This is a genomic window from Streptomyces sp. 63XJN7_1_ISO-PGPR-S23-121 (assembly GCF_056173025.1).
Map to the genome: position 1 here is coordinate 4819975 of NZ_CM149653.1, position 26190 is coordinate 4846164.

Genomic DNA, 26190 nt, shown 5'->3' on the forward strand with positions numbered 1-26190 from the left:
TCAGCCCTTGCGGGACTTGACTTCCTCGGTGAGCTGCGGGACGACGTCGAAGAGGTCGCCGACCACGCCGTAGTCGACCAGGTCGAAGATCGGGGCCTCGGCGTCCTTGTTGATCGCCACGATCGTCTTCGAGGTCTGCATGCCGGCCCGGTGCTGGATCGCGCCGGAGATGCCGTTGGCGATGTAGAGCTGCGGCGACACGCTCTTGCCGGTCTGGCCGACCTGGTTGGTGTGCGGGTACCAGCCCGCGTCCACCGCGGCACGCGAGGCGCCGACGGCCGCACCGAGCGAGTCGGCGAGCGCCTCGATGATCGCGAAGTTCTCCGCGCCGTTGACGCCACGGCCGCCGGAGACCACGATCGCGGCCTCGGTCAGCTCCGGACGGCCGGTCGACTCGCGCGGCGTGCGCGAGGTGACCTTGGTGCCGGTCGCGGCGTCCGAGAACGTGACCGACAGGGCCTCGACCGCACCGGCGGCCGGGGCCGCCTCGACGGCCGCGCTGTTCGGCTTGACCGTGATGACCGGGGTGCCCTTGGAGACACGGGACTTGGTGGTGAACGCGGCGGCGAACACCGACTGGGTGGCCACCGGGCCCTCGTCGCCGGCCTCGAGGTCGACGGCGTCGGTGATGATGCCGGAACCGAGACGCAGCGCCAGACGGGCGGCGATCTCCTTGCCCTCGGCGGAGGACGGCACCAGGACGGCGGCCGGGGACACGGCCGCGACCGCGGCCTGGAGCGCGTCGACCTTCGGCACGACCAGGTAGTCGGCGTACTCGGCGGCCTCGTGGGTGAGGACCTTCACCGCACCGTGCTCGGCGAGGGCGGCGGCGGTGTCACCGGCACCGTTGCCCAGGGCGACGGCGACGGGCTCGCCGATGCGGCGGGCGAGGGTCAGCAGCTCGAGGGTGGGCTTGCGGACGGCACCGTCCACGTGGTCGACGTAGACGAGAACTTCAGCCATGGGACTTCTTCTCTCCTGCTTGCGAGATGTGAGGGGCGGTCGGCGAATCCGGGGCTCAGATGAACTTCTGGCCCGCGAGGAACTCGGCGAGCTGCTTGCCGCCCTCGCCCTCGTCCTTGACGATGGTGCCCGCGGTGCGCGCCGGGCGCTCGGCCGCGGAGTCGACCGTGGTGTACGCGTTCTCGAGACCGACCTCGTCCTCGTCGATGTCGAGGTCGGACAGGTCCCAGGACTCCACCGGCTTCTTCTTGGCCGCCATGATGCCCTTGAAGGACGGGTAGCGCGCCTCGCCCGACTGGTCGGTGACCGACACGACCGCCGGCAGCGACGCCTCGAGCTGCTCGGTGGCGGAGTCGCCGTCACGACGGCCCTTGACGGTGCCGCCCTCGACCGACACCTCGGACAGCAGCGTCACCTGCGGGACGCCCAGACGCTCGGCGACCAGCGCGGGGACGACGCCCATGGTGCCGTCCGTGGACGCCATGCCGGAGACGACCAGGTCGTAGCCGGCCTTCTCGATCGCCTTGGCCAGCACCAGGGAGGTGCCGATGGCGTCGGTGCCGTGCAGGTCGTCGTCCTCGACGTGGATCGCCTTGTCCGCGCCCATGGACAGCGCCTTGCGCAGCGCGTCCTTCGCGTCCTCGGGACCCACCGTCAGGACGGTGATCTCCACGTCGTCGTCCGAATTCTCCGAAATCTGCAGTGCCTGCTCGACCGCGTACTCGTCCAGCTCGGAGAGCAGACCGTCGACATCGTCGCGGTCGACGGTCAGGTCATCGGCGAAGTGCCGGTCGCCAGTGGCGTCGGGCACGTACTTCACAGTGACAACGATCCTCAAGCTCACGCCGGCTCTCCTACTGCATCGTCATTTCAGTGCTGCCTGCCTGCAGGCAGCATAGGCGCCTCAAGCGGCCGATTCCGGTCGGGGCGACCCGCGCTTCCACCCGGAACATTACTCGTCAGTACACCCAGTTCCTGCCCGCTAAGCAAGCGCTTTGAACTGTGACCTTCGCAACGCAGCGTAACCGGAACTCGACTGTTCCGCAGAAGCGGACGGAGGAGGTGGAGAGGGCCTCGTGGACGCTCAGTCGCGAAGGCCGGTGAAGCGCCCCTGGTGGTACAGCAGCGGCCTGCCGGAGCCCGCCGGATCACCGAGGAGGACCTCGGCCAGCACGATGCGGTGGTCCCCGGCGGGCACCCGGCCGACGACCCGGCACACGAGCCAGGCGAGGACGTCGTCCAGCACGGGAACGCCCTCGGGGCCCTCGTGCCAGGCGGTGGGCGCGCCGAAGCGGTCGGCACCGCTGCGCGCGAAGGTGGCGGCGAGCTTCCCGCTGGTGCTCCCCGAGCAGGTGGACGCCGACGTACTCGGCCCCGGCCACCGCGGGCCAGCTCGAGGAGCCGGTGCCGATACCGAAGGAGAGCAGCGGCGGCTCGGCGGAGACGGAGGTGAGGGAGGTGGCCGTGAAGCCGGCCGGGCCGGCGTCGCCCCGGGCGGTGATCACCGCCACCCCCGCCGCGTGCCGGCGGAAGACGGACCGCAGGAGGTCGCCGCCGGCGGCGGCGGTCCGGGGCGCGGCGAGGTCGGGTGTGGCCGGCATGCGGGAGGTCCTTCCGCCGTGCGCCTCGGTCCGGGGAGGGGGAAGCGATGGCATACGGGCAGGCTGTCGATGGATGGCACACACAGTCAAATACGTCCCGTGATCCGGAAGCTGTGGAGAACGCCTCACCGAGGGGGTGGCGATGATCACACCGCCTCCCCCAGGGCGGCGATCACGTCCACCCTGCGCGGCTGCCCGACGGCCCGGCGCACGACGCGTCCGCCGGCGTCCAGGACGAGCACGGTCGGGGTCTTGCGCACGTCCAGCGCGCGGACGAGTTCCAGCCGAGTCTCGGCGTCCACCTCGACGTGGGCGACGCCGGGGACCATGCCGGCGACCTCGGCGAGCACCCGCCGGGTGGCCCGGCAGGGGGCGCAGAATGCGCTGGAGAACTGGACGAGCGTGGCGCGCGCGCCGAGTTCCGCTTCCAGGTCGGCCGCGTCCAGGCGCAGGCCGTCGCGCCGCTCGCCGTCGTTCCGTCCGCGCACTCGCGCCCCTCCCGCTCCGCCGCCTCGCGGCCTGTGCCGGGGCGGGCCTCGCGGACGCCCCGGTCCGGTCGTCCTCGGATGCAGCGCCGGGGGGCGGGCGAAGATTCCCGGTTCACCATCACGTTTCGGCCAAACGGCGGGCAAGGACGTGATGAGGATTACGCCACGGCCGGGCACCAGGGCTGGTTCCCCGGCCGTTCTTGGGGCACGATCTGGACAAGCCGTAAACCTACGGCTGCGTAACTTTCGACTGGGAGTCCCCTTCCCAGGCAGACAAGGAAGGGTCCGGCCCGCCCATGGCAGAACTCGTCTACCGCCCGGTCATCGGTCTCGCCCGCACCATGTTCAAGGTGTGGGACCTCAAGATCGACTGCCGTGGGTCGGAGAACATCCCGCGCTCGGGCGGCGCCGTGCTGGTGAGCAACCACATCAGCTACCTCGACTTCATCTTCAACGGCCTGGCGGCACTCCCGCAGAAGCGGCTGGTCCGCTTCATGGCGAAGGAGTCGGTCTTCCGGCACCGCATCTCCGGTCCGCTCATGCGCGGGATGAAGCACATCCCGGTGGACCGCAAGCAGGGCGAGGCCGCGTACGCCCACGCCCTGGACTCGCTGCGGTCCGGCGAGATCATCGGGGTCTTCCCGGAGGCGACGATCTCCGAGTCGTTCACGCTCAAGAGCTTCAAGTCCGGCGCCGCGCGCCTGGCCCAGGAGGCCGGCGTTCCGCTGGTGCCCATGGCGTTGTGGGGCACGCAGCGGCTGTGGACCAAGGGGCACCCGCGCAACTTCAAGCGCAGCCACACCCCGGTCACCATCCGGGTGGGCGAGGCGATGGAGGCCTCCCGCGAGCAGTACGCGGGCGCCATCACCCGACGTCTGCGCGAGCGCGTCCAGGAACTCCTGGAGGCCGCCCAGCGCGCCTACCCGGTGCGCCCCAAGGGCGCCGAGGACACCTGGTGGATGCCGGCCCACCTCGGCGGCACCGCGCCGACGCCCGAGCAGCTGCGCACGGCCGAGGCCCACTGAGCCGGGCGCGTCCCCGGCGTCACGCCGGGAGGGCGGCGGGCAGCGTCGCCCAGAGGTGCGCGCGGTCGGTGGCCGCCCGCAGCGCGTTCAGCACGGCCGGATGCGGGGCCGCGTAGAGCTCCGGGCAGTCCGCCTCGCCCGCTGCGGGGTCCGGCACGAAGGCCAGCCGCTCCCGCCCGAGGGAGAACCGCGCGTCCACCCCGGGCTTGTTGCCGCGCGGGTCCTGGCGGTGCCAGGCGCCGTCGAACCGTACGGCGACCAGCCCGTGCACCACGTCGAAGCGCTGGTAGCACAGGGCCGTCGGGATGTCCTCGGCGCGCAGCAGCGCCGTCAGCGCGTGTGCCTTGGCGTAGCAGATGCCGGTGCGCTGCCGCAGGACGTCGGAGGCGCGCCAGGTGACGCGCGGATCGCCGGCGTCCTGCGAGTGCGGGATGGTGTCCCGCACGAACTCGAACGCCAGTCGCGCATAGTCATACGAGTCCTCCGCCTCCTTGGCGAGGCGTCCGGCCACGTCCCGTACGTACGGGTGGTCATGGTCGATGACCTCGTCGGCGGCCAAGTAAGCGGACAGGTCAGGGTTCTTCTGGATGAGCTCCATGCGCCGGAGCATAGGAATGCGATCACCCGTAAGTCAATGACCTTTCAGGTGACCGCATACCTATGCATCACTGCCTAGCGCGCCATCTCCTCCTTGAGCGCGGCGACGAAGGCGTCCACGTCGTCCTCCGTGGTGTCGAAGGCGCACATCCAGCGCACGTCGCCCGCGGCCTCGTCCCAGAAGTAGAAGCGGAAGCGCTTCTGCAGGCGCTCGCTCACCTCGTGCGGCAGCCGCGCGAAGACCGCGTTGGCCTGCACGGGGTAGAGGATCTCGACGCCGTGCACGGCGCGTACGCCCTCGGCCAGACGCTGGGCCATCTCGTTGCCGTGCCGGGCGTTGCGCAGCCACAGGTCCTTCGCGAGCAGGGCCTCCAGCTGCACCGACACGAAGCGCATCTTCGAGGCGAGCTGCATCGACAGCTTGCGCAGGTGCTTCATGTGGCGCACGGCGTCCTGGTCGAGGACGACGACCGCCTCGCCGAACAGCGCACCGTTCTTGGTGCCGCCGAGCGAGAGGAGGTCCACGCCGACCGCGTTGGTGAACGTCCGCATCGGGACGTCCAGGGAGGCGGCGGCGTTGGCTATCCGGGAGCCGTCCAGGTGCACCCTCATGCCGTGCGCGTGGGCGTGCTCGCAGATGGCCCGGATCTCGTCGGGCGTGTAGAGCGTGCCGAGTTCGGTGCTCTGGGTGATCGAGACGACCTGCGGCATCGCGCGGTGCTCGTCGTCCCAGCCGTACGCCTGCCGGTCGATCAGCTCGGGGGTGAGCTTGCCGTCGGGTGTCGGCACGGTGAGCAGCTTCAGGCCGCCCATCCGCTCGGGCGCGCCGCCCTCGTCGACGTTGATGTGCGCGCTCTCGGCGCAGATCACCGCCCCCCAGCGGTCGGTGACCGCCTGGAGCGCGACGACGTTGGCGCCGGTGCCGTTGAAGACCGGGAAGGCCTCCGCCGTCGGCCCGAAGTGGCTGCGGATCACCTGCTGGAGGTTGGCCGTGTAGTCGTCCTCGCCGTACGCCACCTGGTGCCCGCCGTTGGCCAGGGCCAGGGCGGCGAGCACCTCCGGATGGGCGCCGGCGTAGTTGTCGCTGGCGAATCCGCGGACCTCGGGGTCGTGGTGGCGACGCGCGTCGGTCTTCGGCGGGTTCACGGCTTGTCGGTCAGCCACAGACGGTTTCCGTTCACTTCCGCGGCGGGCTTCTCCCAGACTCCGGCGACCGCCTCGGCCAGGTCCTTGACGTCCGTGAAGCCCGCGAACTTCGCGTTGGGGCGCTCGGCGCGCATCGCGTCGTGCACCAACGCCTTGACCACCAGGATCGCAGCCGCGGAGGTCGGCCCCTGCTCGCCCCCCGCCTTGCGGAAGTAGTCGGCCATGGCCAGCGTCCACGCCTCGGCCGCGGCCTTGGCGGCCGAGTAGGCGGCGTTGCCCGCGGTCGGATGCGACGCTCCGGCGGCACTGATCAGGACGTAGCGGCCGCGGTCGCTGCGCTGGAGCGCCTCGTGGAACGCGAGGGTGGTGTGCTGCACGGTGCGGACCAGCAGCTTCTCCAGCAGGTCCCAGTCGCCGAGGTCGGTCTTGGTGAAGGTCTGGCTGCCGCGCCAGCCGCCGACGAGGTGGACCAGGCCGTCGACGCGCCCGAACTCCTTCTCCGTGCGGTCCGCCCACGCCCGGGCGGAGTCGAGGTCGAGCAGGTCGACCGTCTCACCGGTGACCGTGGCACCGCCGTGCGCATAGCGCGCCGCGTCCACCGCCTCCGCCAGCCGCTCCGGGTCGTTGTCCGAGCCGACGACGGTCGCGCCCGCCTCGGCGAGCCGCAGCAGCGCGGCCCGTCCCGCGGGTCCGCCCGCTCCGGCCACCGCGATCACCGCGCCGTCGAGCGCCCCGTTCCCCATGGTCCTCGCCTCCCGAGCCTGTACTGCCTGCTGTGGTTCCCGCGTGCCGCCGCCGTCGCTCACGCGGCGGCCCGCTCGGCGCCGTCCGCCGTGATGCCCTTCGTGGAGGCGATCACATTCTTCAGCTTCTTGGACAGGGCCTCGTAGAACATGCTCAGCGGAAACTCGTCCGGAAGCACGTCGTCGACGAGCTTGCGCGGCGGCAGGGTCAGGTCCAGGGCGTCGGGGCCCTTGGCCCACTTCGAACCCGGGTGCGGGGCCAGGTAGGCGGAGACCAGCTCGTACCCGGCGAACCAGTGGACGATCTTCGGGCGGTCGATGCCGTCGCGGTAGAGCGTCTCGATCTCGCCGCACAGCTGGTTGGTGACCTGCGGGGCGCGCTGCCAGTCGATGAAGAGCTTGTTGTCCGTCCAGCGCACGACGTCGTGCTTGTGCAGGTAGGCGAAGAGGAGCTGACCGCCGAGGCCGTCGTAGTTGCGCACGCGCTCGCCGGTGACCGGGAAGCGGAACATGCGGTCGAAGAGCACCGCGTACTGCACGTCACGGGCCTGCGGGACGCCGTCCGACTCCAGCTTCACGGCCTCCTTGAAGGCGGTGAGGTCGCAGCGCAGCTCCTCCAGGCCGTACATCCAGAACGGCTGGCGCTGCTTGATCATGAACGGGTCGAAGGGCAGGTCGCCGTGGCTGTGGGTGCGGTCGTGGACCATGTCCCACAGGACGAAGGCCTCCTCGCAGCGCTTCTGGTCGTGCACCATCGCGGCGACGTCCTCGGGCAGCTCCAGGCCCAGGATGCCCACGGCGGCCTCGGTGACGCGGCGGAAGCGGGCGGCCTCGCGGTCGCAGAAGATGCCGCCCCAGGAGAAGCGCTCGGGCGCCTCGCGCACGGCGATGGTCTCCGGGAAGAGGACGGCCGAGTTGGTGTCGTACCCGGCCGTGAAGTCCTCGAAGGTGATGCCGCAGAACAGCGGGTTGTCGTAGCGGGTGCGCTCCAGTTCGGCCAGCCAGTCGGGCCAGACCATGCGCAGCACGACCGCCTCGAGGTTGCGGTCCGGGTTGCCGTTCTGCGTGTACATCGGGAACACGACCAGGTGCTGAAGGCCGTCCGCGCGGTTCGCGGCGGGCTGGAAGGCCAGCAGCGAGTCGAGGAAGTCGGGCACCTGGAAACCGCCGTCGGCCCAGCGGCCGAGGTCCTTGACCAGCGCCTCGTGGTACGCACGGTCGTGCGGCAGCAGCGGGGACAGCTCGCGCACGGCCTCGGCGACACGGCGGACCGCGTCCTCGGCGGCGGTGCGCTCCGGGGCGCCGTCGGCGTCGAAGTCGATCGACCCGTCCTTGGACTGCCATGGCCGGATCCGCTCCACGGCATCCTTGAGCGCGGGCCACGCCGGGTGCTCCACCACCCTGCTCGCCGGAGGAACCTTCTCCCCCGCACCCACCTGCACAAGAATTTCCGTCATGTCCCATCCTCCACGGGAGAAGCTTGCGTCACGACACCGTATGCATACGAGGTTTCTCCCAGCAAGGGGCACTCCCGTAAATTATCCTGCCTCACCCGGCCTCTCGCCGCATTTTTTCCTGTGGGGTACCGAGATCCGTATACCACGCGCGGCTGTGGGGAAACGGTCCCGCAGGGCTGCCGGGCTGCCGCCCCGCACGCCGACGTCGACGAAAGCGAGTCGAGCCTTGAACTTTCTCACCATCGGTCACCGCGGAGTCATGGGTGTCGAACCCGAGAACACCCTGCGCTCGTTCGTCGCCGCCGAGCAGGCCGGCCTCGACGTCGTCGAACTGGACCTGCACCTGAGCAAGGACGGCGCACTCGTCGTCATGCACGACGCGGAGGTGGACCGCACCACGGACGGCACCGGGGCGATCGCCGACATGACGCTCGAGGATCTGCGCGCGCTGGACGCGGGCCGCGGGGAGCGGATCCCGGTCTTCGAGGAGGTGCTGGACGCCGTCTCGGTGCCGTTGCAGGCCGAGATCAAGGACGCGGCGGCGGCGCGGACCCTGGCCGAGGTGATGCGCCGCCGGGATCTGGTGGACCGGGTGGAGGTCATCTCGTTCCACGACGAGGCCATCACCGAGATCGCCCGGCTCGTGCCCGGGGTGCGGACGGCCCTGGTCGCGCAGTACTACGGGCCCGACGTCGTGGACCGGGCCGTCGCGGCGGGCGCCGCGACCCTGTGCCTGGACATCAACCGGATCACGCTGGAGGTCGTGGAGCGGGCCCGCGGGGCGGGCCTGCGCGTCTTCTCCTGGACGGTGAACACCCAGGACCAGCTGAGGCTGGTGCGCGCCCTGGGGCTGGACGGCGCGACGACCGACCACCCGGAGATCAAACGCACCGGCCGCTTCACGGCGTGAGGTTCAGACCAGCGGCTTGACCAGCAGCTCGAACCGCAGGTCGGCACGCTGCGGGACGCCGAAGCGCTCGTCGCCGTACGGGAAGGGGGTCATCTCTCCCGTGCGGCGATAGCCGCGCCGCTCGTACCAGGCGATCAGGTCCTCGCGCACGGAGATCACGGTCATGCGCATCTCGCCGACGCCCCAGGTCGCGCGGGCCTGGCGCTCCGCCTCCGCGATGATCGTCCTGCCGAGCCCGGCGCCCTGGAGCGCGGGACTGACCGCGAACATCCCGAAGTACGCGTGGTCGCCGCGGTGTTCGAGCTGGCAGCAGGCGACGATCCGGCCCTCGCGCTCGACCGTCAGCAGCCGGCTGTCGGGCGCCTTGATGACCTCCAGCACCCCCTGCGGGTCGGTCCGCTGCCCCTCGAGGATGTCCGCCTCGGTGGTCCACCCGGCCCGGCTTGAGTCCCCCCGGTACGCCGACTCCACGAGCGCGACGATGTCGTCCACGTCGGCGTCGGTGGCGTCGCGGAAGGCCGGAGCGGCGTCGGTGGCGGATTCCATGGGCGGGTTCCCCCTCTGTCGTGTGCGTCTTCGTCTGTGCGTCTTCGTCTGTGCGTCTTCGTCGGGCACGTCTTCGTCGTGTGCGTCGGCTTTCGGCGTGGCCGGAACGGGGTCGAGCGTATCCCGGCCGCTACCCTCGCCCGCATGGTGCATGTACTGAGCAGCCGCGTCCTGCTCCGCCCCACCGACCCGGACCGCTCCCGCGCCTTCTACGGCGAACAGCTCGGCCTCGCCGTCCACCGCGAGTTCGGCACGGGGCCGGAGCGCGGCACCGTCTACTTCCTGGGCGGCGGGTTCCTGGAGCTCTCGGGCCGTGCCGACGCGTCCCCGGCCGCCTCCCGTGGGGTTCGGCTGTGGCTCCAGGTCGAGGACGTCACCGCGGCGCACGAGGAGCTGGCGGCCGCCGGTGTCGAGATCGTCCGTCCGCCGGTCCAGGAGCCGTGGGGGCTGATCGAGATGTGGATCGCGGACCCGGACGGGACGCCGCTCGTCCTGGTCGAGATCCCGGCCGGACATCCGCTGCGGTACCGGCCGGGCATCTGACCGCCGGTCGTCCGGTCGCGCGCGGCGGCGGGAGCGGACGACGAGCGCGGCACGGAACGCGTCCGGGCGGGTACCCGCGGGGCCTCACGTGCGCAGGGCGCCCAGGCGTCCCTCCAGCTGCACCAGCAGCTCGCCGAGCAGGCCGGCGAGCTCTCCGAGTTCCGGGGCGTCCAGGCCGGACAGCACGGCGCTCTCGTAGGCGAGCTGCGCGGGCAGGATGCCGTCGACCGTGTCGCGTCCCGCGTCGGTCAGCCGGACGTGGGCGACCCTGCGGTCGCGGGCGTCGCCGCGGCGCTCCACCAGCCCCCGTTCACCGAGCTGCTTGAGGCGTTTGGTGACGGCGGCGCCGGAGGAGAACGTCTCGCGGGCCAGCTCGCTCGGGGTCAGCTCGTGGCCGGTGCGGCGCAGCGCGCCGAGCAGGTCGAACTCCGCGCGGGACAGCCCCGCCCGGCGCAGGGGGGCGTCCTCCGCCTGCTGCAGCAGGGCGGCGCAGCGGTTGATGCGGCCGATGACCTCCATGGGCCCGGTGTCGAGCCCCGGGTGGACGGCCCGCCACTGCCCGACGACCATGGCGACGGTGTCGCCCCGGCGGTCGGGCGGGGACGCACCGCCGGACCGGGGCTCTTCGTCGCCGGTCGCCGATGATTGCGCGGTCGCCGTCATGGCCGTACGTCCTCCGTGTCCGTGCCGGGGGCCGCGAGCGTTCCCCTGCGTCGTACCGTCGCCGCGAGCGTACGGTGTGCCGCCTGCTCGGCGAGCACCACCCGCTCCTGCGGCAGTGCGCGCTGCCACCATTCTCCGGCCGCGGCGTCGGCGGCGCCCCGCAGGTCGACGACCGCGGAGGCGAGGTTCCGGCGGGCGGACTCCAGGGCGTCGGGGGCCGCCTGCGGGTCGGCCAGCAGACGGGCGGCTCGCTCCCGGGCGTGGCCGACGGCGTCGAGCGCCCGCTCCACGCGCCGGCCCGCCCGCCGGTTGGTGACGGCCACGGCGGCGACGAAGCCGACCAGGGCGCCGATCAGGGTGTCCACCACGCGGTCGGTCACCAGGTCGCCGGTCGGCTGGTGGCCGGGAAGCTCGGTGACGAGCAGGGCCAGCGGGGTCACGCAGACACTGCCGAGCCAGTAGTTGCGGCCGATGAGCGCCTCGGCGCCGAAGTTGCAGACCAGGATGCACAGGACCAGGGCGAGCGGGCCGAGGTGGGCGATCGGGGTGATGGCCGCGAAGAGCAGGACGCCGACCAGGTTGCCGACGACGCGCTGCACGGCCCGGCTCCAGGTGAGCGTGATGTTGGCCTGGTAGAGCGAGGCCGCGGTGACCAGCGCCCAGTAGGGGCGGCCCACGCCGAGGGCGAGGGAGGCGTAGCCGGCGAGCGCGCAGCCGAGCGCGGTGCGGACGGCGATCGGGGCGAGCGGTCCGAGCCTGCTCCACAGCGGACGCGGCGCGGTGGCGCGTTCCGCGGCCACGCCCAGCAGTTCGCCGGCGTCCGCGCGGGAGTCGTCGGTGTGCGGGACCGGTCCCGTGCCGCGAAGGGCTCGGGCCCAGTCCCGCAGGCGTCCGGGGTCGGAGTCGGCCGGCGCGGCGAGTGTCACCTCGGCGCGGACGATGAGCCGTTCGAGGGCGCGGCGGGTGTCCGAGGGACGGTTCCCGGCCGCCAGCAGTGTCTGCCAGGCGGCCTGGACGGCGGCGTAGGCGGCGGACCGGGGCCCCGGGGCTCCCTCGCCGTCACCGTCGCCCGCAGCCTCGGCGTACGCGGCACTGGCGTTCAGCGCCTGGGCGGTGGCCCGGCGCTCCGGGCCGTGCCGCCGGACCAGTGCGGGGGCCATGCCGACCAGCCAGGCCCACGCGCCGGCCGCGGCGGCGAGCGCGAGGTGGCCGGGGACCTGGCCGAGGGTCTGCGGGACGAAGAGCGAGGCCGAGCTGACGAAGGTGAGGATCACGTTGGCGGGCGGCCCGACGCGAGTGGCGTCGCACAGCACCTTCTGGACGGCGGCCAGCACGGCGCCGACGGTGACCAGGACGACGGCTTCGTCGCTGAGGGACGCGGCGACCAGGGCCACCGCGAGACCGCCCAGCATGCCGAGCACCACGTACGCCAGCGTCCTGCCCCGGGCCGCGTACGGGCGGTTGTGGGCGTACAGGGCGCACAGGGACCCGGCCATGGTGTACGCCGCCAGGTCCAGCCGGCCGAGCGCCACCAGGAGCAGGCTGGGCGGCGCGACCGCGGCGACCACGCTGAGGGCCGGCTTGAACCAGATGTCGGAGGGTCGCCCGAGGCGCAGCGCACCGGCGACCGGGAGGCGCCGGGAACGTGTGGGGGTGGGGTTCGTACTGCTCATGAAGAACCATGTTAACAGGTGTTTTACTAGTAAAGGATTCTGTCCGGTCGGTCGCGCTCCCCCGAACGCCCCCTGAGTACCCCCTCGCGCTCGCGTGCACGCCGCCGTGCGGGGGCATCCCTTGACCGACCGTCGGAGCGGATCGAGGGGGATCGCGTGCACGGACCGGCGTCGTCCGGCTGGCTGCTGGTCGCGCTCTGCGCGGCGAGCGGGGCCTACTGCCTGCTGCGGATGCGCAGCAGCGTCGAGGAGCAGCGCCGCGCCGCGGGCGGTGAGGCGCTCATGGGCTTCGGCATGGCCGCGATGGCCGTGCCGGCGGCCGCATTCGTCCCGCCCTCGTGGGCCTGGCCCGTCTACGCGGTGGTGTTCGGCGCGGCCGGGCTGCACGCGCTGTGGACGGCCCGTACGAACGCACGTCACCTGCACCACCTGGTCGGGGCCGGGGCCATGGTCTACATGGCCGTGGTGATGGCCGCCTCCTCCGGTCACGCGCACGGCGGCTCGGGCGCTCCCCCGCTGACCGGGGCCCTGCTGCTCTACTTCACCGGATACGTGCTGGTGACGGGGGTCAGGCTGGTGCCCGTGCCCGCCGTGCCCGCCGTGGCGGGCACGGGCGGGTCCGCCCGGTGGGGCGACCGGCCGGAGCTCGCCCGGGCCTGCCGGCTCTCCATGGGGCTGGCGATGGTGGCGATGCTGCTGACGATGTGAGGCCGGGACACGGCGGGCCGGGGCGGGACCGTTGGCTGCGTCACTTCGCCCGAAGGTCCGTACCCCCGCGCGCCACCCCCCTCGTAGGCTGCCCCCATGCTTCTCCCCGCGGCACTGCTGCTGCTCGGCGCCCTGACCGCCGTCGCCGCCCCCCGGCTGCTCGCCCGGGCCGACTGGCCGGACCGCGAGCCGGTGGTCGCCCTGTGGGTGTGGCAGTGCGTGGTGGCGGCCGTGCTGGTGTGCTGCGCGCTGTCGATGACGCTCAGCGCGGCGGCGGCCTGGCACGCGGTCGGCGGTCATGTCTTCGCGACGGCGCCGCGCGCGGTGGCGGAGGCCTACGCGCTCGGCACGGCCGGCCTCTGGGCGGCGACGACCGCCGTCGCGCTGGCCTGCGGCGGACTCTGGAGCGCCGCGATGCTGGCCCGCGAGGTCGTCCGGGCGCGGGCGCGGCGCCGGCTGCGCCGGGCCGGACTGCGCGACCGGGCACCGCTGTTGCCCGGCGAGGCGCCGGGGCGCGACCGGCTCGTCGTGCTGGAGAGTGAGCGCGCCGACGCCTGGTGGCTGCCCGGCACTCCCCCGCAACTGGTCGTCACCACCGCCGCGTTGCGCCGCCTCCAGGGCCGGCAGCTGGACGCGGTGCTCGCCCACGAGCAGGGGCACGCCCAGGCACGGCACGACTGGCTGCTCCACTGCTCGGCCGCGCTGGCCGAGGGCTTCCCGCGGGTCCCGGTGTTCGCCGCGTTCCGCGACGAGATGCACCGCCTGGTCGAACTCGCCGCCGACGACGTGGCCTCCCGGCGCTTCGGCCGGCTGACGACCGCCCTGGCGCTGGTCGAACTCAACGAGGACCGCGGCGTGTTCGGGCCCTGCCCGGCCGCGCACGCCGATGTGCCGCGGCGGGTGCACCGGCTGCTCGCCCCGCGGAACCGGCTGACGGCGGCCCGGCGGCTGCGACTGACGGCGGCGGGCGCGCTGGTGCCGGTGGTGCCGGTGCTGGTGGCGTTCGTGCCGGGGCTGCGGGCGCTGGGCTGAGGCCTGGGCGGCTCCCCGCCCCCGACACCCCTGGCACACGGATCACTTGCGGAGGGAGTGGCCCCCCGCCCCCCGGGTCGGCGAGTATCGCAGCATGCACTCGCCGCCCGTCGACTCCCCGCCCCGTCCGCCGCAGCCCCGTACCGTCGTCCGCACGGCCTGGGGCCTCGCCCTGTGCTCCGTGGTGCTGCTCGTCCTGGTCGCCGCCGAGTGGCGCCCGTTGACCGGTCTGGACGCCGACATCGCGCGGACCACGCACCGCTGGGCGGTCGACGAGACGGGCGTCACGCATGTCATGCGCGTCCTCACCGACTGGGTGTGGGACCCCTGGACGATGCGCCTGTTGTGCGCCCTGGTGGTGGTGTGGCTGTGGTGGCGGCGCGGGGACCGGCGCACGGCCGTCTGGCTGGCGGTGACCTGCGCGCTGGGCAGTCTGCTCCAGCAGGTGCTGAAGGCCGCGGTGGACCGTCCCCGCCCCGTCTGGCCCGACCCCGTGGACTCCGCGCACTACGCGGCCTTCCCGTCTGGCCACGCCATGACGGCCGCCTTCGTGTGCGGCCTGCTGGTGTGGCTGCTCCACCACTACGGCGCCCCGCCCGGTCCGCGCCGGACCGCACTGGCGGTGGCGGTGGTCTCGGTGGCCGGCGTCGGCGTGACCCGGGTGTGGCTGGGCGTCCACTGGACGACGGACGTCGTCGCGGGCTGGCTCCTGGGCGCACTGGTGGTGGCCCTCGCGGTACTCGCGCAGGGGCGGTGGACGCGGTGAGCGCGAAGGCCGCCCGCGGGCACCGCACGGCCCCGTAGCATCGGCCCATGGCTGCCGTTCTGTTCGACTTCTCCGGGACCCTCTTCCGCATCGAATCCGCCGCGGCCTGGCTGCGCACGGTGCTGGACGACCGGGGAGTGGCGCTGTCCGGCGAGGAGTCGGCGAGGACGGCCCTGGCGCTCGAGGCGGCCGGCGCGCTGCCGGGCGGGGCACCTCCGCTGCGGGTGCCCGAGGAGCTCGCCGGTGTGTGGGAGGTGCGGGACGAGAGCGCCGCGCTGCACCGGGCGGCGTACACCGGGCTGTCCCGTCAGGTGCCGCTGCCCGATCCCGGGCTCCACGACGCGCTGTACGACCGGCACATGGCGCCGGGCGCCTGGAGCCCCTACCCCGATGCCGTCGAGGTGCTGAGCGCGCTGCGCGAGCGCGGGATCGCCGTGGGGGTGGTCAGCAACATCGGCTGGGACCTGCGCCCCGTCTTCCGCGAGCACGGCCTCGACCGGTACGTCGGCACGTACGTCCTGTCGTACGAGCACGGCGTCCGCAAGCCCGATCCCCGGCTGTTCGCGACGGCCTGCGCGGCACTCGGCGCCGATCCGGCGCGGACGCTGATGGTCGGCGACGACCGGCGGGCGGACGGCGGCGCGGCGGCCCTCGGATGCGGTGTGCACTTCGTGGACCACCTGCCGGTGGCGGAGCGGCCGGACGCGCTGCGGGCGGTGCTGGACCTGGTGCGCTGATCCGCCGGCGGTCTCATCCCCGCTCGCGCAGGTAGGCGTCGAGCTCGGCGGCTCCGGCCAGCATCGCCCGCCCGCGCGCGGACAGCCGGGCGTGCCAGTCGCCCAGTGCGCCCTCCAGCGGCTCCAGACCGCCGGCCGCCCGCACCTGGGCGATCAAAGGGGCGATCTGCTCCAGCAGGTAGCCGCCCCGCCTGAGCTGGTGGGCCAGCCGGGCGTCCCGTACGGCGGCCTCGTCGTAGACGCGGTACCCGGTCTGCGGGTCGCGGCGCGGGTGCACCAGCCCGGCGTGCTCCCACTTGCGCAGTGTCGCGGGCCGGATGCCGAGCCTTCGCGCCAGCGGCCCGATGAACATGTCGCCGGGCCCGGACGCCGCCGGTCCGGGTGCCGGGGCGGGTCCCAGGTCGCGGAGGGCGCCCTCGACGGCCTGGAGGGTCCGCCGGTCGTCGAGGAGCTGGGCGTGGCTCTCGTCGACGAGGCGGAACGCCGCGTCGTCCGCGCCCCGGTTGACGGCCTGCATGACCGACGTCGCCGTCCGGTGGCCGTGACCGGGCACCAGGGCCAGGAACGCGCGCAGGGCCCCCGCGTGCAGCGGGGTGTAGGTCCGGTAGCCGTGGGGCGTGCGTCCGGCGGCCGGAAGGATGCCGGCCTCCTCGTAGTTCCTGATCGCCTGCGTGGACAGTCCGTGCCGACGCGCGAGGTCGACCGGCCTGAGCCGTTCACCGTTTTGAAGGTTTCTCCCCATGGGCCGACGATATCGCGGGAGAAGTTTCCATCGAAAGTTCAACGATACGGTTGAATCCATGGCTACTGACATCGAGGACACCGTCCATGCCGTCGAGGCCGCCGCCCTCATGGGGCTGCTCACGTCCCGGCCGCGGTTGCTCGCGCTGGGCGAACCGACCCACGGGGAGGACTCCCTGCTCACCCTGCGCAACGAGCTCGTGCGGCAGCTGGTCGAGGAGGAGGACTACCGGACGATCGCGATCGAGAGCGACTGCATGGCGGCCCTGGCCGTGGACGAGTACGTCACCACGGGCACGGGCTCCCTCGACGAGGTCGTGGAGCGCGGGATCAGCCATGGGTGGGGCGCGTTTCCGGCCAATCGTGAGCTCGTGCGCTGGATGCGCGCCCACAACGCCGGCCGGCCCGCGTCCGAGCGGCTCCGCTTCGCCGGTTTCGACGGCCCGCTGGAGATCACGGCCGCCGCGAGCCCGCGGCAGGCGCTCACCGCGCTCCACGGCCACCTCGCCGCCCGGGTGGAGACGGAGCTGCTCCCCTGCACCCTGGAGACGCTCGACCGCCTGCTCGGCGCCGACGAGCGGTGGACCGATCCCGCGGCGATGACGGACCCGGCCGCGTCCGTGGGGCGGTCGGCCGACGCCGGCCGGCTGCGGCTGCTGGCCGACGACCTGGCGGCGCTGCTCGACACGGAGCGGCCCCGCCTGAGCACGACGGGCTCGCGGGACGACTGGGACCGTGCGTGCCTGTACGCGCGGACGGCGACCGGTCTGCTGCGCTACCACCACTGGATGGCCGACACCTCCCCGGCCCGCATGAGCCGCCTGCTGGCCGTGCGGGCGCAGATGATGGCCCACAACCTGTTCGCCCTCGCCGAACGGGGCCCGGCCCTCGTCCACGCCCAGAACGCCCACCTCCAGCGGGAGAAGAGCTCGATGCGGATGTGGCAGGGCCCGGTGGAGTGGTGGAGCGCCGGTGCGCTGGTGAGCGCCCGGCTGGGCGAGGAGTACGCCTTCGTGGCCACGGCACTCGGCACGCTGCGGCACCGGGGGGTGGACGCGCCGCCGCCGGACACCGTCGAGGGGCTGCTGTACGCGCTCCCGGAGGACCGCTGCCTCGTCGACGCCGCGCGGCTGACCGGCGCCCTCGGCGGCACCCTGCCCGGGCCCCGCGAGTCCCCCTGGTTCGGCTACGCCCCGCTCGACCCGGCCCATCTGACGGGCATCGACGGCATCGTGTTCGTCAAGGATGTCCCGCGGGGCTGAGGCCGCGGTGACGTGTCGGCCATGGGCGCCGGCGGGGCGGTAGCCCGAAGCAACCATCACTAGCGTCCGCCCGCCTTGGGCGATCCCCCGTGTCGCCCAAGGCAGACGGTAGCCGGACGGACCCCCGCCGGGGGCCGGTCCGTCTGCGCTGAGTATAGTTGGCTGTCCGCCAGTCAACGCAGGAGTACAGCATGTCCCCGCGCAGCGCCTCGGTCAATGAAGAGTTGCGGAGGCGTTCGAAGGAACGGCTCCTGCAAGCCGCGGTGGAGCTGGTGGGTGAGCGCGGATACGACGCGACGACGCTCGGCGACATCGCCGACCGGGCGGGGTCCGCACGCGGTCTGGTCTCGTACTACTTCCCCGGCAAGCGCCACCTGGTGCAGTCCGCGGTGCACCGGCTGATGCACCGCACGCTGGAGGAGGCCCTGGAGCGCGAGCCGCGCACCCCCGAGGGGCCGGAGCGGATGGCGCGGGCCATCGACGCGATCCTGGGGCTCGCCCGGGACCGGCCGGTGCTCATGCGCCAGCACATGGCGGGCCTGCTCCAGGCGGAGGGGTTCGTGCCGTGCCCCGAGCAGCGGCGGCTGGCCGAGCTGCTGCGGGACACCGTGGCCCGGCACGGCTCCCGGGACGTCGACAACGACTATCCGATGCTGCGGGCGCTGCTGATGGGCGCCGTCTTCGCCGCGCTGGTGCCGGGGGTGCCGATGCCCGTGCCGGCACTGCGCGCCGAGCTGTTCGAGCGCTACCGGCTGGACTGGGAACTGGGTGTCCCGCCGGAGGCCGAGGCCCCCGGCGGGACGTGCGACACGGATCTGTCGCGGTTCTTCGCGACCGGCGCGGCACCGAGGTGCCCGCCCCCGGCCGGCCCGACGGATCAGTCGGATCAGTCGGAGCGGCCGGATCAGTCTGCTCAGTCGAAGTAGTTCGGCTGCGTCTGCACGTTGAGCTCGCGCAGGTGCACCCGCTTGGCGGGGTCGGTGCGCCGGTCGCCGAGCTTCAGGACGTCGAAGCCCTTGGCGATGTCGTTCGAGTAGATGTAGCCGTTGTAGTAGTACGCCGACCAGGAGCCGCCCGTGGCGAGCGACGTGGTGCTCAGCGGGCCGCGCTCGAAGTAGGCGATCTCCTTCGGGTGCGCGGAGTCGGTGAAGTCCCACACGGAGACGCCGCCCTGGTACCAGGCCTGCACCATGAGGTCCTTGCCCTTGACCGGGATCAGCGAGCCGTTGTGGGCCACGCAGTTCTCGGTGTCCGCCTGGTGGCGGGGGATCTTGAAGTAGCTGCGGAAGACCAGCTTGCGGTGGTCGCCCTTGCCGACGATGTCGTAGATGCCGTCGGCGCCGCGGTTCGGGCCGATCTCCGCGTTGCAGGTGGGCGCGCCGCCGCCGCCCAGCTCGTCGGTGAAGACGACCTTGTCGGCCTTCTGGTTGAAGGTCGCCGAGTGCCAGAACGCGAAGTTGACGTTGTCCTGGACCCGGTCGATGACCTTCGGGTTCTCGGGGTCCTTGATGGAGAGCAGGATGCCGTCGCCCATGCAGGCGCCCGCGGCCAGGTCCTTCGAGGGCAGGACCGTCAGGTCGTGGCAGCCGGTGGTCTTGGAGACACCCGGGTTGGTGGGTCCGCCCGGGTTGCCGCCGCCGTCGGGGCCCTCACCCGGGAACAGCACCGGGAAGTTCACGACCGCCGCCCGCTCGGGCGCGTTGCGCGGCACCTTGATGACCGAGACGCCGTCGTGCGGCGGCCGGCAGTCGGGGTAGGCGGCGTTCGGGGAGTACGAGGAGACGTAGACGTAGACGTTCTTGCGCTCGGGCACCAGCGTGTGGGTGTGCGAGCCGCAGGCGGTCTCGACGGCCGCGACGTACTTCGGGTTCCGCTTGTCGCTGATGTCGAAGACCTTCATGCCCTCCCAGGAGGACTTCTCCGTCGCGGGCTGGGTGGTGCTGTCGCAACTGCTGTCGCTGCGCGAGGAGTCGGTCGACAGGAACAGCAGGTCGCCGGAGACCGACACGTCGTTCTGCGCGCCCGGGCAGAGGACCTGCGCGACGGTCTTCGGCTTCTTCGGGTTGCTGAGGTCGAAGATGCGGAAGCCGTCGTAGTTGCCGGCGAAGGCGTACGTGCCCTGGAAGGCCAGGTCGGTGTTGAAGCCGGGCAGCGCGTCCTTCGGGATGTTGGCCAGGTGCTGGATGTTGCCGGAGTGGACGACTTCGTCCTGGCCGGGGATCTCGCCGCTCGCGATGGCGTCGCGCGCCTCGGCGCGCGCACTCGAGGAGACCTCCTTGGACGAGGCCGGGCCGTCACCCGGGTCGGGGATCGCCGCGGCCGGGCCGGCCGTGAGCAGCGCTGCCATGAGTCCGGCGGCGGCCGCCGCGACTCCCAGGCGTCTGCGCCGTGTTCGCGGGTCGCTCAACAGGGTCACTGTTACCTCCCTACGTCCGTTCCGGTTGGAACGGTTCACGCACCTCCGCAGTATCGTCTTCGCCATGCACATACCAATAGGGGCGCAACAAAGTCGTCACGAAGTTTCTTGATCAGTAGGGCACGAAAACGTGCTAGGACGGTCATCCCACGCACGAGGTGTTCCGTGCCCCGCCCACCACAGGAGGTTGCCGTGCTCATTCGTCCCGCCTCGACACGGGCATCGCTCGTCACGGCGTCGCTGACCGCACTGGCCGTCCTCGGACTCGGGGCCTGCGACTCCGGATCGGACGCCGACTCGGCGGCGGCGGCCGGGCCTTCGGTGATCGTCCCGGGCGAACCCGGCGAGGCCAACCGCACGATCTCGGCCGAGGAGGCCGAGCGTCGGCGAGCCGACGACGACTCCCCCAACTCGGCGGACGTCGCCTACGCGCGGATGATGATCCAGCACCACGCCCAAGCGCTGGAGATGACCGAACTCGTGCCGGAGCGCGCCGAGTCCGGGCAGGTGAAGAAACTCGCCGAGCGGATCTCCGCGGCCCAGGGACCGGAGATCACCGCCATGAGGGGCTGGCTGACGTCGCACGGCCGCGAGGAGACGGGCGGCGGGCACGAGCACGCCACGATGCCCGGCATGGCGACCGAGACGCAGCTCGCGAAGCTGCGCGCGGCCGACGGCAAGGCCTTCGACCATCTGTTCCTCACACTGATGATCACTCACCACGAGGGGGCGATCACCATGGCCACCGACGTGAAGTCACAGGGGAACAACGTGCAGATCGAGGAGATGGCCGACGACGTGGTCGCCCAGCAGACGAGCGAGATCTCCCGCATGCGCGGGATGCTCTGACGGGTCTTCGGCGAGGCGTCAGCGGCGCGCGCGGCGCGGGGTCAGGAAGCCGTCGTCACGTGCCTGGCCGATCAGCCTGAGCGACTTGCGCCGGCTGTGCCCGGTCACGCGCATCACCGCGAGGACGGGGTCGGCACCCTCCTGCCGGGCCGCCCGGTACTCCTGCGCGACGAGCCGGCGTTCCTCGCTCCCGCGCGGCCGGGCGGGGCGGGCCCGCCGCGGGGCCGGATCGCGGTCCGCCGGGGGCCGCACACAGGCCTCGAAGAGCGGGTTCTCCAGCCACTCTGCGAGCACGGACAGGTCGTCGAGGGACAGGGCCGGCTCCGCCCGCACGTCCTCGACCCGGACCCCGTCACCGCAGAGCACGGCGAGCGCGTCGATGCGGGCGCCGTCGGGGAACATCCACCGGACGTCGAACCACGACGTGGTCGTGTCCCCCACCCGCACCGCCCATGTGTGCCGCACGGACATATCACCGTCGTCCGGACAGCGATCGGAAAGCTGAAGAGAACGATCAACAAAGGATGCTTCGAGCACATCCGCAACGTAACCGCACGATCACATTCCCCAGCAGCGACACACGCGCCCTCCCCCTCGGGCGGCACCCCGTCAGCGCAGCCGCGCACGCCCGAGGGGTGTGCCGGTGCTACGAGGGACCTACGGGCGATCCGCCCGGCCCGCTCCGCCCGCCGTCCGCCCGGACCCGCCCGGCCTGCTCCCGCTGGTAGTCGGTGTACGCGTCGCGCAGGGCCGCGCCCGGCCAGTCGGGCGGGAGGAGTTCCGGCGGCAGGACCGGGTCGGCGAGCAGATGGCGCACGACGGCCGCGAACGCGGTGAGCCGGCCGGCCGGCCCCTGCGCCCCGTCGACGTGGGCGAGCAGCGCCCGGGCCGTCGCGGACCAGGCGTCCAGCGGCCACAGCTCCGCGGCGAGCTCGCCGGGTGCCCGCTCGGGGCGGGCGGTGCAGCGCTCGGCGACCCCGTCGAGGGCGCCGGGCAGCGGGCGGCCCAGGTTGGCGGGGCGCAGCCACACGCCCTCGCGGAGCTCGGCCAGGCGCAGGCCCGCCAGCCGGGTGCGCAGCGCGGCACGTTCGGCGGGGCCGCGTCCGGTCGCGGTGATCACGACCATCTCCCAGTCGCCGTCCCACGCCCGCGTGTGCGGGCGCACGGCCTCGTCCTGGCGTCGCTGCCGCTCCAGCAGCCGCTCGCTGAGGCGGTAACCGGTGTCCGTGCGCCGCAGGTCACCGGCGCCCACCATCCGGCTGAGCGCCGCCCGCACGGTGGAGCCACCGACGCCGAAGCGCTCCACGAGCCGCGCCAGGTCCTTCACCGGCAGCTCGGCCGGGTGCGTGCCGAGCAGCAGGCTCAGCACGACCGACCGCGCGGACAGCGGACGCAGCGCGAGCCCGCCCGGGGGCACAGGGTCGTTCATCCGCGTGGACACGGCACGTACTGTACGTGCGCGCGCGGGCTGTTGCACTATTGCTACGGTTGTAGGAATGGTGCAACACTCATCCCATGACGACACTCGCGCAGGAGCCGTACGAGCACGAGGGAACCGCGGGCCGACGCGGGGGTTGCGCCACGCACGACGTCGTGAACCAGCCGCCACCCGCGGCGCCGTACGACGCGTCCGAGGACGCGGCCCTGCTGGAGGGGCTGCGGCGGGAGGGCGCGGGCTGGGCCGAGGAGGGGCTGCGGCGGCTCGGCCTGCGGGCAGGCAGCGCCCAGGCGCAGGAGTGGGGCGAGCTCGCCAACCGCCACGAGCCCGTACTGCGCACCCACGACCGCTACGGGAACCGCGTCGACGAGGTCGAGTACCACCCGAGCTGGCACCACCTGATGAGCGTGGCGGTCGGCGAGGGCCTCGCCGCCTCGCCCTGGGCTGACGACCGGCCGGGCGCCCATGTGGCGCGGACCGCGGGCGGACTGGTCTGGGGGCACACCGAGGCCGGACACGGCTGCCCCACCTCCATGACGTACGCGGCCGTGCCCGCGCTGCGCCGGCAGCCGGAGCTTCGCGAAGGTCTACGAGCCGCTGCTGACGAGCCGGGAGTACGAGCCGGGACTGCGCACGCCGGCGGAGAAGCGGGGCCTGCTGGCCGGCATGGGGATGACCGAGAAGCAGGGCGGCTCGGACGTCCGGACCAACACCACCTCGGCCGCCCCGACCGCCGAACCCGGCGTCTACACGCTGCGCGGGCACAAGTGGTTCACCTCGGCGCCGATGTGCGACGTGTTCCTGGTGCTGGCCCAGGCGCCCGGCGGACTCTCCTGCTTCCTGGTGCCGCGGGTCCTGCCCGACGGGACCCGTAACACCTTCCGCATCCAGCGGCTGAAGGACAAGCTCGGCAACCGGTCCAACGCCTCCTCGGAGCCGGAGTTCGACGGGACGGTCGCCTGGCTGGTGGGACCCGAGGGCCAGGGCGTCAAGACGATCATCGAGATGGTCAACTGCACCCGGCTCGACTGCGTGATGTCCTCGGCGACGCTGATGCGCAAGACGCTCGTCGAGGCCGGTCACCACGTACGGCACCGCAGCGCGTTCGGCGCCCGGCTGATCGACCAGCCGCTGATGCGCAACGTCCTGGCCGACCTGGCGCTGGAGTCGGAGGCCGCGACGACCCTCACCCTGCGGCTGGCCGGCGCCGCCGACCGGGCGGTGCGCGGGGACGCCGGGGAGGCGGCCTTCCGGCGGATCGCCACCGCCGTCGGCAAGTACTGGGTGACCAAGCGGGGTCCCGCGTTCACCGCGGAGGCCCTGGAGTGCCTGGGCGGCAACGGCTACGTGGAGGAGTCGGGCATGCCCCGCCACTACCGGGAGGCACCGCTGCTGTCGATCTGGGAGGGCTCCGGGAACGTCAACGCCCTCGACGTCCTGCGGGCGCTCGGCCGCTCGCCGGACACCGCGCACGCCCTCTTCGGGGAACTGGCCCTCGCGCGCGGGGCGGACGCCCGGCTGGACGCGGCCGTGGCCCGGCTGGAGACGGGGCTGACCACGGCGTCCGAGACCGGCGCCCGCCGCCTGGTGGAGCTGATGGCCCTCACCCTCCAGGCGTCCCTCCTGGTCCGGCACGCCCCGCCCGCCGTCGCCGACGCCTTCTGCGCGAGCCGGCTGGGCGGCGACTGGGGCCACGCCTTCGGCACGCTGCCGGACGGTGCCGACCTCGGCGGCATCCTGGGGCGGGCACTGCCGGGCGACGGCTGAGCGGCGCCGCCCGGGCGGGGCGTCCGGGCATCTCACCGGACCCGACACCACCGCTGCGACCTGCGGCGGAGCCCTTTCCGGAGGTGACTGTCAGTGGCGGGGTGCAGACTGGCCGGTGTCCGGGACGAAGGCGTCGACGACGACGCCGCGGAGGTGATCGGCATGACCGAGGTTCTGCTCGCCGTGGGCACCCGCAAGGGCCTGTTCATCGGGCGCCGGCGGGGTGGCACCTGGGAGTTCGACGAGAGTCCTTACTTCAACGCACAGGCCGTCTACTCGGTCGCCGTCGACACCCGCGGCGACACCCCGCGGCTGCTGGCCGGCGGCGACAGCGCGCACTGGGGCCCGTCGGTGTTCCACTCCGACGACCTGGGCCGGACGTGGACGGAACCGGCGCAGCCGGCCGTCAGGTTCCCGCAGGACACGGGTGCCTCACTGGAGCGCGTGTGGCAGTTGCACCCGTCGGCGGCAAAGCCGGACGTGGTGTACGCGGGCACGGAACCGGCCGCGCTGTACCGCTCGGAGGACCGTGGGGTGAGTTTCGAGCTGGTCCGGCCCCTGTGGGAGCACCCCACGCGGTCGCGGTGGGTGCCGGGCGGCGGCGGTGAGGGGCTGCACACCGTGCTCACCGACCGGCGGGACCCCCGGGCGGTGACGGTCGCCGTGTCCACCGCCGGCGTCTTCCGCACCACCGACGGCGGTGCGAGCTGGGCGCCGTCCAACTCGGGTGTCTCCGCGGTGTTCCTGCCGGACCCCGACCCGGAGTTCGGCCAGTGCGTGCACAAGGTCGCGCGGGACGCGGCCACCCCGGACCGGCTGTATCTGCAGAACCACTGGGGGGTGTACCGCAGCGACGACGCGGGTGGGCACTGGACGGACATCGGCGAGGGGCTGCCGTCCACGTTCGGTTTCGCGGTGGCCGCCCATCCGCACCGCGGCGACACGGCGTACGTGTTCCCGATCAACGCCGACGCGGACCGGGTCCCGGCCGACCGCCGCTGCCGGGTGTTCCGCACGGCCGACGCAGGCAAGAGCTGGGAGCCGCTGACGGCGGGGCTGCCGCAGGAGGACCACTACGGCACGGTGCTGCGCGACGCGCTGAGCACCGACGACGCGGAACGGGCCGGCGTCTACTTCGGCAACCGCAACGGCGAGGTGTTCGCGTCGGCCGACGACGGGGACAGCTGGCGGCAGCTGGCCTCGCACCTGCCGGACGTGCTGTGCGTCCGGGCCGCGGTCGTCGGCTGACCCGCCCCGGCAGGCCGGTGGACCGGCGTCGCTCCGCTCACGGCGGGGGGCGCCGGCTCCTGACGTCCTCGCCGGCACGGGCCGCCGACGGTCCTACGGCAGCCGCCAGTCCACCGGCTCGGCTCCCTGCCGCGCCAGCAGGTCGTTGGCCCGGCTGAAGGGGCGGGAGCCGAAGAAGCCGCGGTCCGCGGACATCGGCGAGGGATGCGCCGACTCGATCGCCGGGTAGCCCTCGAGCAGGGGGCGCAGATTGCGCGCGTCCCGGCCCCACAGGATGGATACCAGCGGCTTGCCCCGTGCGGCGAGGGCGCGGATGGCCTGCTCCGTGACCTCCTCCCAGCCCTTGCCGCGATGGGCCCCCGGCTTGCGCGGGGCCGTGGTCAGCGCCCTGTTCAGCAGCAGCACGCCCTGGCGGGTCCACGGGGTCAGATCACCGTTGGAGGGCCTGGGCAGGCCCAGGTCCGTGTGCATCTCGCGGTAGATGTTCTCCAGGCTGCCCGGCAGCGAGCGCACTTCGGGCGAGACGGCGAAGCTCAGTCCGATCGCCATCCCCGGTGTCGGGTAGGGGTCCTGACCGACGATCAGGACCCGTACGTCGTCGAAGGGCTGCTGGAACGCCCGCAGGACGTTCGCCCCCGACGGGAGGTACGTCCGGCCCGCCGCCACCTCGGCGCGCAGGAAGTCCCCCATGCCGGCGATGCGTCCGGCGACCGGGTCGAGGGCCTTCGCCCAGCCGGCTTCGACAAGTTCGTGCAACGGTCGTGGTGCCACGCTGCGTCACTCTACTGGCCGACACGGACAGTCCGTACCGGCGGCCCGTCACCGGGGTGCGCCGCGTCACGTGGCACTACTCTTCCTCCTCGTCGAGGCC

26 protein-coding genes and 2 pseudogenes are annotated in these 26190 nt (G+C 72.9%); 12 read left to right on the forward strand and 16 right to left on the reverse strand.

All coding sequences use genetic code 11. From position 1 onward, the window contains the following. The 4 genes and pseudogenes from AC0VYN_RS21460 to AC0VYN_RS21475 all read right to left on the reverse strand — a co-directional run bounded on the left by AC0VYN_RS21460 (position 1) and on the right by AC0VYN_RS21475 (position 3052). Positions 1–963 (reverse strand): electron transfer flavoprotein subunit alpha/FixB family protein, encoded by a 963-nt coding sequence (locus tag AC0VYN_RS21460; protein WP_385463985.1) that lies wholly within the window; start codon positions 961–963, stop codon positions 1–3. A gap of 55 nt (positions 964–1018) precedes the next feature. Then, the gene (locus AC0VYN_RS21465; protein ID WP_385463987.1) at positions 1019–1807 is read right to left on the reverse strand and encodes an electron transfer flavoprotein subunit beta/FixA family protein; all 789 of its coding nucleotides are present in this window, start codon (positions 1805–1807) and stop codon (positions 1019–1021) included. 240 nt (positions 1808–2047) lie between these two features. Continuing rightward, positions 2048–2564, reverse strand: a pseudogene (locus tag AC0VYN_RS21470) (flavin reductase family protein). Positions 2565–2710: 146 nt separating this feature from the next. Further along, positions 2711–3052: a thioredoxin family protein gene (locus tag AC0VYN_RS21475; RefSeq protein ID WP_475532277.1), complete on the reverse strand. Its 342-nt coding sequence runs from the start codon at positions 3050–3052 to the stop codon at positions 2711–2713. A 296-nt stretch (positions 3053–3348) separates the two neighbouring features. On the opposite strand from AC0VYN_RS21475, the gene AC0VYN_RS21480 reads away from it, so the two are divergent. Next, entirely contained in the window at positions 3349–4077 is a 729-nt protein-coding gene (locus AC0VYN_RS21480) for a lysophospholipid acyltransferase family protein (protein WP_475532278.1), read from the forward strand. A 19-nt stretch (positions 4078–4096) separates the two neighbouring features. Here the strand turns inward: AC0VYN_RS21480 and AC0VYN_RS21485 are convergent, their stop codons facing one another. From AC0VYN_RS21485 to AC0VYN_RS21500, 4 genes are all read right to left on the reverse strand, one after another. Beyond that, positions 4097–4675: a transglutaminase-like domain-containing protein gene (locus tag AC0VYN_RS21485; RefSeq protein WP_475532279.1), complete on the reverse strand. Its 579-nt coding sequence runs from the start codon at positions 4673–4675 to the stop codon at positions 4097–4099. Between the two features lie 74 nt (positions 4676–4749). After that, entirely contained in the window at positions 4750–5820 is a 1071-nt protein-coding gene (locus AC0VYN_RS21490) for a threonine aldolase family protein (RefSeq protein WP_385464069.1), read from the reverse strand. Continuing rightward, positions 5817–6563 (reverse strand): SDR family NAD(P)-dependent oxidoreductase, encoded by a 747-nt coding sequence (locus AC0VYN_RS21495; RefSeq protein ID WP_385464001.1) that lies wholly within the window; start codon positions 6561–6563, stop codon positions 5817–5819. Before AC0VYN_RS21495 ends, AC0VYN_RS21490 begins: the two co-directional genes overlap by 4 nt. A 59-nt stretch (positions 6564–6622) precedes the next feature. Then, the gene (locus AC0VYN_RS21500) at positions 6623–8020 is read right to left on the reverse strand and encodes a DUF6421 family protein (RefSeq protein ID WP_385464004.1); all 1398 of its coding nucleotides are present in this window, start codon (positions 8018–8020) and stop codon (positions 6623–6625) included. Between the two features lie 226 nt (positions 8021–8246). On the opposite strand from AC0VYN_RS21500, the gene AC0VYN_RS21505 reads away from it, so the two are divergent. Next, positions 8247–8930 carry a glycerophosphodiester phosphodiesterase gene (locus AC0VYN_RS21505; protein ID WP_475532280.1) on the forward strand — a complete coding sequence of 228 codons (684 nt, stop codon included), beginning with the start codon at positions 8247–8249 and terminating at the stop codon, positions 8928–8930. Between the two features lie 3 nt (positions 8931–8933). Here AC0VYN_RS21505 and AC0VYN_RS21510 read toward each other — a convergent pair whose 3' ends face one another. Beyond that, a complete protein-coding gene (locus AC0VYN_RS21510; protein ID WP_475532281.1) occupies positions 8934–9476 on the reverse strand; it encodes a GNAT family N-acetyltransferase in 543 nt (180 codons plus the stop codon). Positions 9477–9620: 144 nt separating this feature from the next. Between AC0VYN_RS21510 and AC0VYN_RS21515 the strand changes: the two genes are divergently transcribed. Further along, positions 9621–10019 (forward strand): VOC family protein, encoded by a 399-nt coding sequence (locus AC0VYN_RS21515; RefSeq protein WP_475532282.1) that lies wholly within the window; start codon positions 9621–9623, stop codon positions 10017–10019. 84 nt (positions 10020–10103) lie between these two features. On the opposite strand, the gene AC0VYN_RS21520 is transcribed toward AC0VYN_RS21515, so the two are convergent. Beyond that, entirely contained in the window at positions 10104–10682 is a 579-nt protein-coding gene (locus tag AC0VYN_RS21520) for a MarR family winged helix-turn-helix transcriptional regulator (protein WP_475532283.1), read from the reverse strand. Beyond that, a complete protein-coding gene (locus tag AC0VYN_RS21525) occupies positions 10679–12355 on the reverse strand; it encodes an FUSC family protein (RefSeq protein WP_475532284.1) in 1677 nt (558 codons plus the stop codon). The genes AC0VYN_RS21520 and AC0VYN_RS21525 overlap by 4 nt, the downstream gene beginning before the upstream one ends. A 156-nt stretch (positions 12356–12511) precedes the next feature. Here AC0VYN_RS21525 and AC0VYN_RS21530 point away from each other — a divergent pair, with 156 nt between their 5' ends. From AC0VYN_RS21530 to AC0VYN_RS21545, 4 genes are all read left to right on the forward strand, one after another. After that, positions 12512–13063 (forward strand): DUF5134 domain-containing protein, encoded by a 552-nt coding sequence (locus tag AC0VYN_RS21530; protein WP_475532285.1) that lies wholly within the window; start codon positions 12512–12514, stop codon positions 13061–13063. 96 nt (positions 13064–13159) lie between these two features. After that, positions 13160–14095: a M56 family metallopeptidase gene (locus tag AC0VYN_RS21535; protein ID WP_475532286.1), complete on the forward strand. Its 936-nt coding sequence runs from the start codon at positions 13160–13162 to the stop codon at positions 14093–14095. 94 nt (positions 14096–14189) lie between these two features. Further along, positions 14190–14861, forward strand: a complete 672-nt coding sequence (locus AC0VYN_RS21540) for a phosphatase PAP2 family protein (RefSeq protein ID WP_475532287.1) — start codon at positions 14190–14192, stop codon at positions 14859–14861. A 47-nt stretch (positions 14862–14908) separates the two neighbouring features. After that, on the forward strand, positions 14909–15598 hold the full coding sequence (locus AC0VYN_RS21545; protein ID WP_475532288.1) for an HAD family hydrolase: 690 nt from the start codon (positions 14909–14911) through the stop codon (positions 15596–15598). A gap of 13 nt (positions 15599–15611) precedes the next feature. Here AC0VYN_RS21545 and AC0VYN_RS21550 read toward each other — a convergent pair whose 3' ends face one another. Further along, entirely contained in the window at positions 15612–16340 is a 729-nt protein-coding gene (locus AC0VYN_RS21550; protein WP_475532289.1) for a TioE family transcriptional regulator, read from the reverse strand. Between the two features lie 58 nt (positions 16341–16398). Here AC0VYN_RS21550 and AC0VYN_RS21555 point away from each other — a divergent pair, with 58 nt between their 5' ends. After that, a complete protein-coding gene (locus AC0VYN_RS21555; protein ID WP_475532290.1) occupies positions 16399–17601 on the forward strand; it encodes an erythromycin esterase family protein in 1203 nt (400 codons plus the stop codon). A 191-nt stretch (positions 17602–17792) separates the two neighbouring features. After that, positions 17793–18527: a TetR/AcrR family transcriptional regulator gene (locus tag AC0VYN_RS21560; protein WP_475532291.1), complete on the forward strand. Its 735-nt coding sequence runs from the start codon at positions 17793–17795 to the stop codon at positions 18525–18527. Here the strand turns inward: AC0VYN_RS21560 and AC0VYN_RS21565 are convergent. After that, the gene (locus AC0VYN_RS21565) at positions 18515–20017 is read right to left on the reverse strand and encodes an LVIVD repeat-containing protein (protein ID WP_475532292.1); all 1503 of its coding nucleotides are present in this window, start codon (positions 20015–20017) and stop codon (positions 18515–18517) included. The genes AC0VYN_RS21560 and AC0VYN_RS21565 overlap by 13 nt on opposite strands. A gap of 192 nt (positions 20018–20209) precedes the next feature. Here AC0VYN_RS21565 and AC0VYN_RS21570 point away from each other — a divergent pair, with 192 nt between their 5' ends. Then, entirely contained in the window at positions 20210–20866 is a 657-nt protein-coding gene (locus AC0VYN_RS21570) for a DUF305 domain-containing protein (RefSeq protein ID WP_475532293.1), read from the forward strand. Positions 20867–20884: 18 nt separating this feature from the next. On the opposite strand, the gene AC0VYN_RS21575 is transcribed toward AC0VYN_RS21570, so the two are convergent. After that, on the reverse strand, positions 20885–21337 hold the full coding sequence (locus AC0VYN_RS21575; RefSeq protein ID WP_475532294.1) for a DUF6214 family protein: 453 nt from the start codon (positions 21335–21337) through the stop codon (positions 20885–20887). 175 nt (positions 21338–21512) lie between these two features. Continuing rightward, positions 21513–22295: a PaaX family transcriptional regulator C-terminal domain-containing protein gene (locus tag AC0VYN_RS21580; RefSeq protein ID WP_475536947.1), complete on the reverse strand. Its 783-nt coding sequence runs from the start codon at positions 22293–22295 to the stop codon at positions 21513–21515. An 86-nt stretch (positions 22296–22381) separates the two neighbouring features. Between AC0VYN_RS21580 and AC0VYN_RS21585 the strand changes: the two are divergent. Next, positions 22382–24071 (forward strand): annotated as a pseudogene (locus tag AC0VYN_RS21585) (DNA alkylation response protein). Positions 24072–24164: 93 nt separating this feature from the next. Next, positions 24165–25319: a WD40/YVTN/BNR-like repeat-containing protein gene (locus tag AC0VYN_RS21590; protein ID WP_475532295.1), complete on the forward strand. Its 1155-nt coding sequence runs from the start codon at positions 24165–24167 to the stop codon at positions 25317–25319. Positions 25320–25412: 93 nt separating this feature from the next. Here AC0VYN_RS21590 and AC0VYN_RS21595 read toward each other — a convergent pair whose 3' ends face one another. Beyond that, positions 25413–26090, reverse strand: coding sequence for a uracil-DNA glycosylase (locus AC0VYN_RS21595; RefSeq protein ID WP_351013549.1), 678 nt, complete (start codon positions 26088–26090; stop codon positions 25413–25415). Positions 26091–26190 lie beyond the last annotated feature (100 nt).